The organism is Streptomyces sp. XH2 (assembly GCF_049725035.1).
Classification (GTDB): Bacteria; Actinomycetota; Actinomycetes; order Streptomycetales; family Streptomycetaceae; genus Streptomyces; species Streptomyces roseoverticillatus.
This window is the reverse complement of record NZ_JBMMMZ010000001.1, coordinates 463,402-475,662: the sequence shown is the minus strand read 5'-3', so window position 1 is coordinate 475,662 and position 12,261 is coordinate 463,402. Positions and strand designations below refer to the sequence as shown.

The 12,261-nt window shown below is 72.0% G+C and carries 14 protein-coding genes and 1 pseudogene; 4 read left to right on the top strand and 11 right to left on the bottom strand.

Features of this window, described 5'->3' with window-relative positions; all coding sequences use genetic code 11:
* Positions 1-95 precede the first annotated feature (95 nt).
* Together ACOTKD_RS02140 and ACOTKD_RS02135 are read right to left on the bottom strand one after the other, a co-directional pair.
* Positions 96-539 (bottom strand): MMPL family transporter, encoded by a 444-nt coding sequence (locus ACOTKD_RS02140; protein ID WP_424887082.1) that lies wholly within the window; start codon positions 537-539, stop codon positions 96-98.
* Positions 540-803: 264 nt separating this feature from the next.
* Positions 804-1,550: a cytochrome P450 gene (locus tag ACOTKD_RS02135; protein WP_424887366.1), complete on the bottom strand. Its 747-nt coding sequence runs from the start codon at positions 1,548-1,550 to the stop codon at positions 804-806.
* On the opposite strand from ACOTKD_RS02135, the pseudogene ACOTKD_RS02130 reads away from it, so the two are divergent.
* Positions 1,494-2,133: pseudogene (locus tag ACOTKD_RS02130) on the top strand (GTP-binding protein); the annotation flags it as partial. The gene ACOTKD_RS02135 and the pseudogene ACOTKD_RS02130 overlap by 57 nt on opposite strands.
* 63 nt (positions 2,134-2,196) lie before the next feature.
* Here ACOTKD_RS02130 and ACOTKD_RS02125 read toward each other — a convergent pair.
* Positions 2,197-2,865: a TMEM175 family protein gene (locus ACOTKD_RS02125; RefSeq protein ID WP_424887081.1), complete on the bottom strand. Its 669-nt coding sequence runs from the start codon at positions 2,863-2,865 to the stop codon at positions 2,197-2,199.
* 258 nt (positions 2,866-3,123) lie between these two features.
* On the opposite strand from ACOTKD_RS02125, the gene ACOTKD_RS02120 reads away from it, so the two are divergent.
* The 3 genes from ACOTKD_RS02120 (at position 3,124) to ACOTKD_RS02110 (ending at position 4,981) form a co-directional block, all read left to right on the top strand.
* Complete coding sequence (locus tag ACOTKD_RS02120; protein WP_424887080.1) at positions 3,124-3,456, top strand: hypothetical protein; 333 nt, start codon at positions 3,124-3,126, stop codon at positions 3,454-3,456.
* Between the two features lie 132 nt (positions 3,457-3,588).
* Positions 3,589-4,467 (top strand): universal stress protein, encoded by an 879-nt coding sequence (locus ACOTKD_RS02115; protein ID WP_424887079.1) that lies wholly within the window; start codon positions 3,589-3,591, stop codon positions 4,465-4,467.
* Between the two features lie 79 nt (positions 4,468-4,546).
* Positions 4,547-4,981, top strand: coding sequence for a CBS domain-containing protein (locus ACOTKD_RS02110; RefSeq protein ID WP_424887078.1), 435 nt, complete (start codon positions 4,547-4,549; stop codon positions 4,979-4,981).
* A 78-nt stretch (positions 4,982-5,059) separates the two neighbouring features.
* On the opposite strand, the gene ACOTKD_RS02105 is transcribed toward ACOTKD_RS02110, so the two are convergent.
* The 8 genes from ACOTKD_RS02105 to ACOTKD_RS02070 all read right to left on the bottom strand — a co-directional run bounded on the left by ACOTKD_RS02105 (position 5,060) and on the right by ACOTKD_RS02070 (position 12,158).
* Complete coding sequence (locus tag ACOTKD_RS02105) at positions 5,060-5,344, bottom strand: SHOCT domain-containing protein (RefSeq protein WP_424887365.1); 285 nt, start codon at positions 5,342-5,344, stop codon at positions 5,060-5,062.
* An 81-nt stretch (positions 5,345-5,425) separates the two neighbouring features.
* Positions 5,426-6,463: a hydrogenase expression/formation protein HypE gene (gene hypE / locus ACOTKD_RS02100; RefSeq protein ID WP_424887076.1), complete on the bottom strand. Its 1,038-nt coding sequence runs from the start codon at positions 6,461-6,463 to the stop codon at positions 5,426-5,428.
* On the bottom strand, positions 6,460-7,584 hold the full coding sequence (gene hypD / locus ACOTKD_RS02095) for a hydrogenase formation protein HypD (protein ID WP_424887075.1): 1,125 nt from the start codon (positions 7,582-7,584) through the stop codon (positions 6,460-6,462). The genes hypE and hypD overlap by 4 nt, the downstream gene beginning before the upstream one ends.
* 10 nt (positions 7,585-7,594) lie before the next feature.
* Positions 7,595-8,932, bottom strand: a complete 1,338-nt coding sequence (locus tag ACOTKD_RS02090) for a Ni/Fe hydrogenase subunit alpha (RefSeq protein ID WP_424887074.1) — start codon at positions 8,930-8,932, stop codon at positions 7,595-7,597.
* Complete coding sequence (locus ACOTKD_RS02085; protein WP_424887073.1) at positions 8,929-9,726, bottom strand: oxidoreductase; 798 nt, start codon at positions 9,724-9,726, stop codon at positions 8,929-8,931. Before ACOTKD_RS02085 ends, ACOTKD_RS02090 begins: the two co-directional genes overlap by 4 nt.
* Position 9,727: 1 nt before the next feature.
* The gene (locus ACOTKD_RS02080; RefSeq protein WP_424887072.1) at positions 9,728-10,531 is read right to left on the bottom strand and encodes an FAD/NAD(P)-binding protein; all 804 of its coding nucleotides are present in this window, start codon (positions 10,529-10,531) and stop codon (positions 9,728-9,730) included.
* A complete protein-coding gene (locus tag ACOTKD_RS02075) occupies positions 10,528-10,929 on the bottom strand; it encodes a Crp/Fnr family transcriptional regulator (RefSeq protein ID WP_424887364.1) in 402 nt (133 codons plus the stop codon). Before ACOTKD_RS02075 ends, ACOTKD_RS02080 begins: the two co-directional genes overlap by 4 nt.
* 50 nt (positions 10,930-10,979) lie before the next feature.
* A complete protein-coding gene (locus tag ACOTKD_RS02070) occupies positions 10,980-12,158 on the bottom strand; it encodes a 4Fe-4S dicluster domain-containing protein (RefSeq protein WP_424887071.1) in 1,179 nt (392 codons plus the stop codon).
* Positions 12,159-12,261 lie beyond the last annotated feature (103 nt).

Below are 12,261 nucleotides of genomic sequence, written 5' to 3'. Positions count from 1 at the left end.
GCCAGCCCGATCCCGGTCGGTTTGAGCGGGGTGAGCTGAGAGGTCGCGGGCCCGGCCATGGTGGTTGCGAAGACGAGGGACGTCGCCGTGACCAATCAGCCCGTTCTCTGCATTCCCGCGGCGACGGCCGAGGTGTTGTCGCCCGACGCGAGGTACTCCTCTTTGATGCGGGCGACGATGAAGACCTCGTAGTCCACGGACAGGGCGTAGGCGGTTGCCGGCAGGAAGACCGTGCTCGTGTCGAAGAGGTACCCGGGGACGTGGAAGTCACCGAGGAGACCCCGAAGGTGCCCGTCTTGGAACACGTACACCAGGCAGCCCAGTGTGGCCGCCAGGCTTGCCGCCGCCACCGTCACGGCCTTGAACGGCACCAGCAGGCTGCGGGTGAACAACGCCATGAGCACGAAGGTCGCGGCCGCGATGAGACCGCCGGACCAGGGCAGGGCCCGCCGGATGGCCGACTGGGCGTCCACCGCCTCCGCCGCCTGCCCGGCGACGAGGACACGGCCGTGGGCGGGAAGGGCACGCAACTGCCTCACCAGGGCGGCCGATTCCTCCGTGCCGGGGGAACGCGTGACGTGACGATGAGCAGGGGCCGCCCGGTGAATCCTCGTGCGCGTCCGACGGGCCCGGCGCCTCGGCCCTCGTGCCGCCGCGGTACTGACCGGTGAAGGTGCGGACGGCTGCCGTCCGGGGCAGCGCCGAGACGGTGCGGGTGTAGCCGTCGACGTCCTCGCGCGCCGTCCCTTCCGGGAGTCCGACGATCAGCGCTCGTTCCGGCGCCGAGGCGAAGTCCTGGCGGATCACGACTCCGGCCGTACGGGTCTTGCTGTGCTGCGGGAGGTCGTCCACGCCGGACGGGCCGAGGGCGACGTGCCGTACGGGCAGGGACATCGCGGTCGGCGCGCAGGTGGCGATGAGTGCCGCCACGGTTTGCGCACGGTGCACCGCCGACGGGGCGGATGCCTCATGGCCTCGCGGGCCTCGCGGGCCTCGCGGACGTCGGGGTCGGCGAGTTCGAGGTCGAAGGCGTGCAGGAGGACGCTCCAGATGACCTTCATCATTTGCTGGGCGAAGGTCATGCCCAGGCAGGGGTGCCGGCCTCCGCTGAAGCCGATCAAGGCATAAGGCGTGTTGCTGTGTTCCTTCCGCCCCGGAAGGCAGCGGTCGGGATCGAACGTCCCGGGATCGCGGAACACGCCCGGCAGGCGGTGCGATGCTCCCGGCGAGACGCACACCATATGGCCGCGTGGTACCCGGTAGCCGTGGATGCACAGGTCGCGTGCGGCGGTGCGGGCGAGCAGCCAGACGGCCGGGTGCAGGCGTTCGGCCTCCAGGAGACAGTGGTCCAGGCGCTCGAGTTTGAGGAGTGAGGAGAGCGCGGCCGACGGGTGGTCCGTGAAGGCGGCTTCCTGTTCCGCGCGCAGCACGGGAAGCCACTGGGGGTGCTGGAGCAGGAGGACTCCCGTCCAGGCGGCGTGGACCGGGGTGGGATGCCCGTGGCGGTGACCTTCGCCTTTCCCCGCGACGACGGCGCCACCTTCGGCGATCTGGCGCGCCTCGACACCATGGTGACGGTCGTCGACGCCGCCGGCTTCCTGCCGGAACTGGAAGGAGGGGGCGGGCTCGCCGACGGGGCTGTTCGACCTGGAGCGTGCGCAGCAGGCCCCGGGCTGGGTCTTGGAGCTCAACGGGGACCACGTCCCGGAGACCGAGGAGTACGGCATCTCCGGCACGGTCTTCCGCTCCGACGCGCCGTTCCATCCGGGCCGTCTGTGGGAGTTCGCCACCGTAGGCCTCGACAGCGGGGCCTACGGCCGGATCCTGCGTTCCAAGGGCTTCTTCCGGCTGGCTACCCGTCCCCGGGTGACCGGCCTGTGGTCGCAGGCCGGCTCCGTCGCCCGCTTCGAACCCTCGGGAGCCCAGGACGCGGACAACGCTCAGGGCCAGGAACTGGTCTTCATCGGCACCGGCCTGCGCAGTGAGGAACTCCGGACAGCACTGACCGGCTGTCTCATGCGGGACGGCGAAAGCCTTCCAGCCGGTGATCCGTTCCCCGCGTGGGACACCTACGGAATCGACGGCGCCTGCGAGCACGACCACGAGCACCCCGTACTCGTACGGCAGGACTGAGGCCCCCGGCCGGGCAGTGGTCGCAGGGGCACAGTCGATCGGCGTTCCGTTCCCATGACGGCCTCAGGCCCGCGGCGCGGGCCCGTCGGGCGGGTCCGGGTGGCCTGCGGGGGAGGTGCGCAGGCGGGATATCAGTGCTCCGCCGTACGTGGCGGCAAGCGGGGCGAAGAACCATAGGACGAAGGCGTATGAGAACAGCCAGGCGGCGCCGGCACTGAGGAGGAACCAGAGGCCGACGCCCCAGGAGCTGTCGGCGTGTTGGTGGGTTTCTGCGGGGTCGCCGGTGACCAGGCCGGTGCTGCCGGCGATGTGCTTGATGGCGGCCTCGCAGAAGTCCAGGGCCGCCATCGTGCCGGCGAACAGGGTCTGCGCCAGCGGGTTGTTGATCGATGCGCCGATGACCGCTGTCGGGAACGGAAGGAACGCGACCAGCAGCAGGAGCGGCGCGTGCCAGGCGGTGAAGGCCTTCGACAGCTCGCCGATCTGGTCCATCAGCCTGTGGTGGCGGCGCCACACTGACCAGAGAAGGACGAACGCCAGCGCGAACGCCAGGTAGGAGTCCCGCTGGTCTGCCAGGAAGCTCCCCAGCGCACGAGCCGACGCCAGCTCCTGCTCGTGCGGGCGCTCCAGTTCGACGGCCAGCAGCGTCATCGCGATCGCGAAGATCGCGTCCGTGAAAAAGGCCAGCCTCTCGGGTGAGAACCCCGGCTCCGGCCGAGCGTGCCCGCTCATTCGAACTCCCGGACATCAGGTCTGTGCAGGTGCAGGTGCAGGTGGTCATAGGGAGTGCTGGTGGTGAGGGGGAGGCAGGTCAAGGTCGACTCTGGTGTGCACACAGGATCGGCGATGAGCGGGGATGAAACGGCCTTCCAAAGCTCTCTGGAGCGTGATCGGCTCGTGCGCACGTGATGCGTCGGCATCTGAGGTTGCCTGGTCCGGCAGCCGGTCGTGCCCATTCTTTCCGACGGTCCTGGTGACAACAACCCCGCCTTGACGGCAGCTGCCGTGCTTCGGGTACGCCTCAGCATCGCGGCGGGAAACGGGATCACCATCAGCTTCCGGCAGGCGTGCTGCCCGCCCGGGATGCCCGGCCGGATCAGTTCCAGCATCCGCTGCGTCGTGTACGGAACGCTCCCGGTCGGCAGTCTCCTGGGCGGCGCCCTCGCCACCGTCCTCAGTGACCGGGGCGCCTTGTGGATCCTTGACAAAACCGGGCCGCTGCTCAGTGGCCAGATGCAAAAGATCCTGCGCCTGGGTTACGGACCGCAGGGCCCGGTCACGGCGCGTCGCCCGGTGCGAGACGTTCTCGTCGTCGAGGACTGATGCGGGGACGAGTCCGGCTCCGGGGACGAGCCCGGCTCCGGTGGCCGTTCCGCCGGGCCGGACTCAGGCTGGAGGAGACGCGTTACGCAGCGGGCCCCAAGGGCGCTCGTCGATTGCACGGAGGTGACCGTCATGGAGCCGGCACCCATCACCGTCGGGCTCGACGGTTCCCCGGAGAGCCTGGCAGCCGCCCTGTGGGCGGCGGACGAGGCGGACCGGCGCGGGCTGGGACTGCGTCTTGTGCACGCGTGGATCCTGCTGGCCGGCGAACCTTCCACCGGCCTTCCGGCCGACAAGGATCAGAACTACTGGGCTCGGCGCATCGTGCGGGCGGCCGCGACGTCCGTGCGCGAGCGCCACCATGACCTCTCCGTCACCGAGGACCTCGTGGCGGAGGACCCCGAGACCGCATTGCTGAGAGCCGCTGAGGGGTCGACGATGGTCGTGCTGGGCTCGCGTGGCCTGGAACGCGTGGAGAGCTTCTTCCTGGGGGACATCAGCCTCCAGGTGGCCGGCAGGGCGGAACGTCCGGTGGTGCTCGTACGGTCCGCAGAGGGCGGGGCTCGGCCGCCCGCCGATTCCGGCGTGGGCGGTGTGGCTGTCGGCGTCAGTCTGCACGGACCTTGCGACAGCTTGCTGGAGTTCGCCTTCGAGACGGCCGCGGCACGCGGCGCGCCCCTGCATGTGGTGCACGGGTGCCCGCTGCCGGTGCAGGCCTACGCGCCCTGGGGCGTCGACCCGGACGTGGCGGGAGAGATCAGCAAGGATGCCGGGGAAAAGCTGTCCCGGGCCGTGCAACCGTGGCGCGAGCGCAACCCGGGCGTCACGGTGACGAGCACGGTCCGGCTGGGGAACGCTGCACGGGCGACGCTGGCGGCTTCCGAGGGAGCCGAGCTCCTGGTGATCGGCAGGCGCAGGCATCACCCCGCAGTGGCGCCGCGTCTGGGGAACGTCGCACAGGCGTGCGTGCACCATGCTCGCTGCCCGGTCGCCGTGGTACCGCACGACTGAGCCACGGGGGACCGGTGCGAGACCGCATTGCGGACACGGGCTGCGGACAGAAGGCCGGGCCATGAAGGTGTCGGCGTTCATGACCACGCCGCCGGTCACGGTGAGCCACCGGGCCACCGCAGCGGAGGCGGCCGCACGCATGGCGGAAGAGGCGGTGGGCTGCGTCATGGTCACCGATGGCGACGCTCTGTGCGGCATCCTCACCGACCGCGACCTCGTGGTGCGCGGTCTGGCCGACGGCGCCGGTCCGGACGAGCCTGTCACCAGCCTGATGAGCACAGCCGTGGTGACGGTGAGTGCGTCGGACGAGGTGGACGTGGCCTACCGGCTGTACCGGCGTGAGGACATCCGGCGTCTTCCTGTGCTCGACGCCGGGAGGCTCGTCGGCGTCCTCACCGTCGACGACCTCTTCGCCGATGCCCTCCAGCGCTTGGCGGACCTCCTCGGGCCCGTCTCCTGGAGCGCTCTGCGCGAGCAGGCGGACCGAGGGCCGTACCCGCGTCCGGGCGTCTGAAGGCGGAGCGGGCCCGGGAACGAGGGCCGACCCCGCCGCGGAGTGCGCGGTGCGCCGGCGGGCGTGCCCGCCCTGTCGTCATCGTCCCGCAGGGCCTGGCGGCGGGTTTCTCAGGGTGGCCAGGCGCCGCGCGTACTCCTCCTCGTCGATCTCGCCGCGGGCGTACCGCTCGGCGAGGATGTGCTCGGCGGGGCCGGGCGGCGGGCCCGGGTGCCGGCCGGTGTGCTGACCGCCCTGCGGCGGACGAGCGAGTGAACGGAAGAGCAGGACCGCGACGGTGATGATCAGCGCCCAGAACAGGACCATGCTCACCGTCATGGCGAACAGGCCCCAGCCGCCGCCGTGGTCGTACCAGAACATCATCGATTCACTTCCCCAGGTCATCCGGGGTTCGGGGCGTGAATGCCCGGGAGCCTCACCTCCATGGTCCCTCGATGCGGCGGATCAGCAGATACGGGGCAACTGCTCGCCGAGCGGCATGTCCACCACGCGACGGGCACCTACGACCGTCCGCATGACGACACGGCCGGGGTGCCCGCCGGCCGGCAGGACGTCTCCGATGCGGACGGCGCCGCCGCCTTCCGGCAGGGAGCGCAAGGCGGCCAGGGCCGCGTCGGCAGCGTCGGGCGCGACGAGGACGGCCATGCAGCCTTCGTTGGCCACGTGCAGGGGGTCGAGGCCGAGGATGTCGCACGCCGCGGCGACCGGCCCGGGCACCGGTACGGCGCTCTCGTCGATGTCGACCGCCACTCCCGAGTCGCGTGCGATCTCGTTGAGCGCGGCGGCCAGCCCGCCGCGGGTGGGGTCGCGCAGGACGTGCAGCCGGTCGCCGAGCGGGGCGAGGGCCGCCACGAGACGGTGGAGGGGGCGGGTGTCGGAGGCGATGTCGGCTTCGAAGCCCAGCCCCTCCCGGGTGCTGAGCACGGCGGTGCCGTGCAGGCCGATCGGACCCGACAGCAGCACGGCGTCGCCCGGGCGGGCACCGGCGGCGGAAGGAGCGAGGCCGGGGAGGCGTCTGCCGATGCCGGTCGTCGTGATGAACACCTGGTCGGCCGCGCCCCGGCCCACGACCTTGGTGTCGCCGGTGATCACGGGCACGCCCGCCTCCCGGGCCGCCTTGCCCAGCGAACGCAGCACGGCCTCCAGCCGGCCCAGTTCGAGCCCTTCCTCGACGATCAGGGCGACGGAGAGGGCGAGGGGTTGGGCGCCGCGCATCGCCAGGTCGTTGACGGTGCCGTGGACGGCGAGGGAGCCGATGTCCCCGCCGGGGAAGAACAGCGGGCTGACGACGAAGCCGTCCGTCGTCATCACGAGCTCGCCGAGCCCGGGCAAGGGTGAAGCGTCCTCCAGCGGGCCTTCCCGCCCGCCGAAGGCGGGAAGGATCGTGCGCTCCAGGAGTTCGGCGGTGAGCCGGCCGCCGGCGCCGTGACCGAGCAGGACGCGTTCGCTCTCCGGACGGGGGACAGGGCATTCCGTGATCACGAGGCCGGCCCTTCCGTGGCGGTGGCAGCGGTGGCGGCGACGCGCCCCGCCGCGTGGAACGCCGCGCAGGTGCCCTCGGCCGACACCATGGGCGCGCCGAGCGGGTGGCGGGGCGTGCAGCGGATTCCGTAGGCGGTGCAGTCGGTGGGCAGTCGTGCGCCGGTGAGGATGCCGCCGGCGATGCATTCGGGGTGCTCCGCCGAGTGCAGGCCGTCGACGTCGTAGCGTCGCGCGGCGTCGAACGCGGCGAATTCCGGGCGGAGTTCCAGGCCGCTTCGGGGGAGGTCGCCGATGCCGCGCCAGGCGCGGTCGGTGACCCGGAAGACACGGGCTACGGCGGACTGCGCCTCGCCGTTGCCCTGACGGCGCACGGCCCGCACGTACTGGTTCTCGATCTCGGCCCTGCCCTCCTCGAGCTGCCGTGCGGCCATCAGGATGCCTTCGAGCAGGTCGAGCGGTTCGAAGCCGGTGACGACGACGGGAACCCGGTGGCGGGCGACGATGGGCTCGTACTCGGTCCATCCCATGACCGCGCACACGTGCCCGGCCGCCAGGAAGGCCTGGACCCGGCATTCGGGCGATTCCAGCAGCGCCGTCATGGCCGGTGGTACGAGGACGTGGCTGACCAGCATGCTGAAGTTGCGCAGCCCCAGGCGGGAAGCGTGCAGGACGGCCATGGCGTTGGCGGGGGCCGTGGTCTCGAAGCCGACGGCGAGGAAGACGACGTCCCGGTCCGGGTGGTGCTCGGCGAGGTCGACCGCGTCCATGGGGGTGTAGACGACGCGTACGTCCGCGCCGCGGGCCCGCAGGGCGAGCAGGTCGGTCCGGGAGCCGGGGACGCGGAGCATGTCGCCGAAGCTCGTGAGGATCACCCCTGGGCGGGCTGCGACGGCCATCGCCCGGTCGAGGGTCTCCAGCGGGGTGACGCAGACAGGGCAGCCGGGGCCGTGGATCATGCGCATGCCGGCGGGCAGGAGTTCGTCGATGCCCTGGCGGACGAGGGTGTGGGTCTGGCCGCCGCAGACCTCCATGATCTGCCAGGGGCGGGTGGCGGTGCGGTGGAGTTCGTCCAGCAGCCGGCGGGCGAGCTCCGGGTCCCGGTATTCGTCGAGATACTTCACGCGGCTTTCCTCACGCTCGTTCGACGGTCAGGTCGAGGAAGTGGGCCGAGCAGGAGATGCAGGGGTCGTGGTTGCGGATGGCCCGTTCGCACAGGTGGGTGAGCTCGCTGTCGGTGGCGTCACCGTGCCGCAGCCGGTCCTGGACGACTCGGCGCAGGTCCTCCTCGATGGCGCCCTGGTTCTGGGAGGTGGGCGGGATGAGGCGGGCGTCGGTGACGAGCCCTTGGGCGTCGAGGATGTAGCGGTGGTAGAGGGTGCCGCGGGGCGCCTCGGTGGCGCCGTGGCCCGTCCCGGCCCGCGGGGGGACGTCCACGGCGGCGCGCGGCGGGCGCTCGTAGACGTCGATCAGGCGCAGTGCTTCGTCCACGGCGTAGAGGACTTCGACGGCGCGGACGACGACGCTGCGAAAGGGGTTGCGGCAGATCTCCCCGGCGTCCGGGTCGCCCAGCCCGGCCGCCCGTGCCGCCTCCCGGACGGCGGGCGGGAGCCGGTGGCCGCTGATGGCGTACCGGGCCAGGGCACCGGTGAGGTGGCGCCGGCCGTCCAGCCGGGCCTGGAGCGCGGTGGAGTGGGGGACCTGTTCCTCGACCACGTGGGAGGTGAAGTCCGCGACGGGGAACGTCCTCGTGCCGTGCCCGCCGCCGTGGGGCAGCACGGTGGGGGTGCCCGTCTCGATGGCGTACGTGTCCGGTGCGGAGAGGGCGAAGAAGTCGGCGTCGCACTCGGCCTCGGGGAAGTCGAAGCCGGCCACCCAGGCGAGGGTCGCCAGCGCGTCGTCGCGCGCGTGCCGCAGGCGCTCGGCCAAGGGGCGGAACTCGGTGCGCGCGGGGGTGCGGTGGAAGCCGCCGACGCGGACGTTGACGGGATGGATGGCACGGCCGCCGAGGAATTCCATGATGCTGTTGCCCGCCTGCTTGAGCCGCAACCCCCGCTCGACGTCCGCGCGGTGGGTCCGGGAGAGCTCGATCGCGTTGTCGCAGCCGAGGAAGTCGGGGGCGTGGAGCAGATAGATGTGCAGGGTCTGGCTCTCGATCCACTCACCGCAGTACAGCAGGCGTCTCAGCGCGGCCAGTTGCCCGTCGACGGTGACGCCGCAGACGTCCTCGATCGCGTGGCAGGCGCTCATTTGGTAGGCGACGGGGCAGATGCCGCACACGCGCGACGTGATGTCCGGTGGTTCGGTGTGCCGGCGGCCCCGCAGGAACGCCTCGAAGAAGCGCGGCGGCTCGTAGATGTCCAGCTCGGCCCGGGTGACGGTGCCGTCGCTGATCAGCAGCCGCAGTGCTCCTTCTCCCTCGACGCGGGCGAGAGCGCCGACGTGCAGGACGCGCGAGCCGCGGTGCGTCATGGCGACTCCCCTGCGCCGAGCGCCCCGGGCGGTTCGATCGCGGCGAAGTCGTGGACGTTGAACGTGTGCAGGAAGCGGAGGATGTCCTCGTCGCTCATGCCGTCACTGCGGAGCAGCGGGATCATCGCGGGCATGTTGGTCGAGCCGGACGGCCCGAAGCAGCCGTAACAGCCCCGCCCGTACGCCGGGCACAGGGCTCCGCATCCCGCGTGCGTCACCGGTCCCAGACAGGGGATGCCGTGCGCGACGGGGAGGCAGGTGGTGCCGCGTCGTTTGCAGGCGAAGCAGACGCTGTGGTCGGGGATGTCGGGGCGGCGGTCGGCGAGGAAGGCGGTGATGACCTCGATCAGCTGCCCGCGGTCGATGGGGCAGCCGCGCAGTTCGAAGTCGACGGGGACGTGGGCGGAGATGGGCGTGGAGGTGGCGAGGGTCTCGATGTACTCGGGTTTCGCGTAGACGGTCGCCCGGAATTCGGCGACGTCGGCGAAGTTGCGCAGGGCCTGGACGCCGCCCGCCGTGGCACAGGCGCCGATGGTCACCAGGTGACGGGACTCGGCGCGGATGCGCCGGACGCGTTCGAGGTGCTCGGGGGTGGAGACCGAACCTTCGACGAGGGAGAGGTCGTACGGGCCGGGCCGGATGTCGCTGGAGGCCTCGGCGAAGTGGGCGATCTCGATTTCGGCGGCCAGTGGCAGCAGTTCGTCCTCGCAGTCCAGCAGGGTCAGCTGGCAGCCGTCGCAGGAGGCGAACTTGAACACGCCGAGCCGGGGGCGGGAGGGTACGGGGGCGGTCATCTCACAGTTCCCGTACGGCGAGCAGGGATCCGGCGAGGTCGTAGCCGACTACGGGCCCGTCCCGGCACAGGAGCAGGGGGCCGAGCTGGCAGTGCCCGCAGTGGCCGGTCGCGCAGTGCATGTTGCGTTCGAGGGAGACGCGGATGTGCTGCGCCGGTACGCCTCGGTGCAGCAGTTCGCGGGCGGTGGCGCGGATCATGACCTCGGGGCCGCAGACGAAGGCCGTGGTCTCCTGGGGGGTGAACGCCGCCTGGTCCAGCAAGGTGGTCACCACGCCGACGCGGCCGGTCCACTCCGGGCCCGCGCGGTCCACGGTCACTCCGCAGTACGGTCGCCCCCAGCCGTCCAGTTCCTCCCGGTACAGCAGGTCCCCGGGCGTCCGGGCGCCGATGAGGACGTTGAGCCGGCCGTGGTCGCCGGGCGAGGACGACGCGGCCTGGAGGAGGGGCCGCAGCGGGGCCAGACCGATACCGCCCGCCACCACGAGCAGGTCGCGCCCGGCGGCGCTCGGCAGGTCCCAGCCCGTGCCGAAGGGGCCCCGGACACCCACCTGCGTACCCGGGCGGACGGCACACAGGGCGCGCGACACCGCACCCACCCCGCGGACGGTGTGGGTCAGCGTGCCGTTTCGCAGACCGGCGACGGACACCGGGATCTCGCCGACCCCGAAGACGTAGAGCATCGCGAACTGACCCGGTGCGAACGCGGGCAGTTCGCCACCGACCGGTCGCAGCTCGATCGTGCGGGTGTCGCCGGTCTCGGGCCGGTTGCTCGTCACCCGGTAGGGGAGGGGGACGGCGGTCACTCCGCCGCACCGCTTCTGTAGGGCCCGTAGAGGTCCAGGAGCCGGGTCCGGGAGGATCGCAGACGGTGACCGATGACCTCTACGACGTAGGTGAGGAGCGCGTGGTCGAGTGCCGGGTCGCGCTCGCACAGGGCCAGCACCTCGGCCGCGTCGAACTCCCAGGCGTCCACCGGGCGGGTCGCCTCGGCTCCCAGGTGCCACTGGCGCGGTGGGCACAGCCACGACCACCCGACCAGCCCGCCCGCCCCGACGGTTTCGACGACCGCCGCCCGGCGGCCGGGCACGTGAACGTCGAGGCTGACGGTGCCGGTGCGGACGACCCAGAAGCGGTCCGCCCGCTGGCCTTCCTCGAAGAGCCGTGTCCCTGCGGGGAACGACACCGCGCGGCCCAGCTCCATGAGCCGTGCCCGGGGGCCCTCCGGGATGGCTTCGAACACGCCCGTGCCCTTCACGACTCCGCGTCCTTCCGCCCGTCCCGCCGGCCGAGGGACTCCTGGTGCAGGGCGTGGGCTTCCTCGGTGATGTCGATGCCGACCGGGCACCACACGATGCAGCGGCCGCAGCCCACGCAGCCGGAGCTGCCGAACTGGTCCCACCAGGTGCCCAGTTTGTGGGTGAGCCACTGGCGGTAGCGGCTGCGCCCGCTGCTCCGGACGGAGCCGCCGGGCAGGTGCGTGAAGTCCAGGTCGTAGCAGGACTCCCAGCGGCGCCAGCGCTCGGCGTGGTCGCCGGTCAGGTCGGTGACGTCCTCGGTGGTGGTGCAGAAGCACGTGGGGCAGGCCATGGTGCAGTTGCCGCAGGTCAGACAGCGCGCGGCGACGTCGTTCCAGCGCTCGGCGTCCAGCGTGCCGGCGAGCAGGGCGCGCAGGTCGACCTCCGGCATGGTGCGGCCCATCCGCCCGGCCGCGGCCTCGACGTCCTCGCGGGCCCGCGTTCGTGTCGGCTCGTCGGCGGGCCGGTGCGGAAGGGCCGCCAGGATCTCCGCGCCTTCCCCGGATCCGGCGCGGGCCAGGAAGCGGTGCCCGGTGTCGTCCAGCACCTCGGTCAGCGCCAGGTCGTAGCCGGGTTGCGCGGCCGGTCCGGTGCCCATGGAGACGCAGAAGCAGGTGGCGCCCGGCTCCGTGCACTCGACCACGATCAGGAACGCCCCGGTGCGGCGTGCCTCGTAGGCATCGTCCCGGTGCCGGCCGCCGGTCATGACGCGGTCCTGGATCCGGATCGCCCTCAAGTCACAGGGCCGTACGCCCAGGAAGGCGAACGAGCCGGGCTCGGGGCGTTCGGCACGGACCGTCATCCCGCCGTCCGGTCCGCGGTCCGCGCTCCACTGCCTCACCCGCTCGGGATGCAGGAAGTTCTTCCACGATTGAGGGCCGGCACTATGGGCGAAGGCCGCGGCGTCGGCCCGCCGCCTGGTCCGGTAACGGCCGGCTTCCAGCTCCACGCCCCAGCCGTAGGGCAGCTCGTCGGCGGACTCGATTTCGGCCAGCACGATGGCACCGTCCCGCTCGGCCGGACCGATCACTGTCCGTCCCCGGGCGCGCAGCTCTCTCACGAGAGCCCCGATGCCTCCCAGGTCCAGCACACAGGCGGTGCTGCCGGCGTCCGGCGGTGCCGTCGCGGAGGGCATGGCGTCTCCTGCTCGCTCGGTGGAGGTGCTCTCCTCAGCCTGACCACGCCCCCGGCGGGGCGCACGCCGAGCGCGCCAGGAGGAGTGCGGGCCGTTCGGGCAC

Excerpts from the sequence above, each read along its gene's own strand:
- ACOTKD_RS02125 (WP_424887081.1), bottom strand. The coding sequence starts at position 2,865 with ATGAGCGGGCACGCTCGGCCGGAGCCGGGGTTCTCACCCGAGAGGCTG.
- ACOTKD_RS02115 (WP_424887079.1), top strand. The coding sequence starts at position 3,589 with ATGGAGCCGGCACCCATCACCGTCGGGCTCGACGGTTCCCCGGAGAGC.
- ACOTKD_RS02110 (WP_424887078.1), top strand. The coding sequence starts at position 4,547 with ATGACCACGCCGCCGGTCACGGTGAGCCACCGGGCCACCGCAGCGGAG.
- ACOTKD_RS02105 (WP_424887365.1), bottom strand. The coding sequence starts at position 5,344 with ATGATGTTCTGGTACGACCACGGCGGCGGCTGGGGCCTGTTCGCCATG.
- ACOTKD_RS02090 (WP_424887074.1), bottom strand. The coding sequence starts at position 8,932 with ATGACGCACCGCGGCTCGCGCGTCCTGCACGTCGGCGCTCTCGCCCGC.
- ACOTKD_RS02085 (WP_424887073.1), bottom strand. The coding sequence starts at position 9,726 with ATGACCGCCCCCGTACCCTCCCGCCCCCGGCTCGGCGTGTTCAAGTTC.
- ACOTKD_RS02075 (WP_424887364.1), bottom strand. The coding sequence starts at position 10,929 with ATGGAGCTGGGCCGCGCGGTGTCGTTCCCCGCAGGGACACGGCTCTTC.
- ACOTKD_RS02070 (WP_424887071.1), bottom strand. The coding sequence starts at position 12,158 with ATGCCCTCCGCGACGGCACCGCCGGACGCCGGCAGCACCGCCTGTGTG.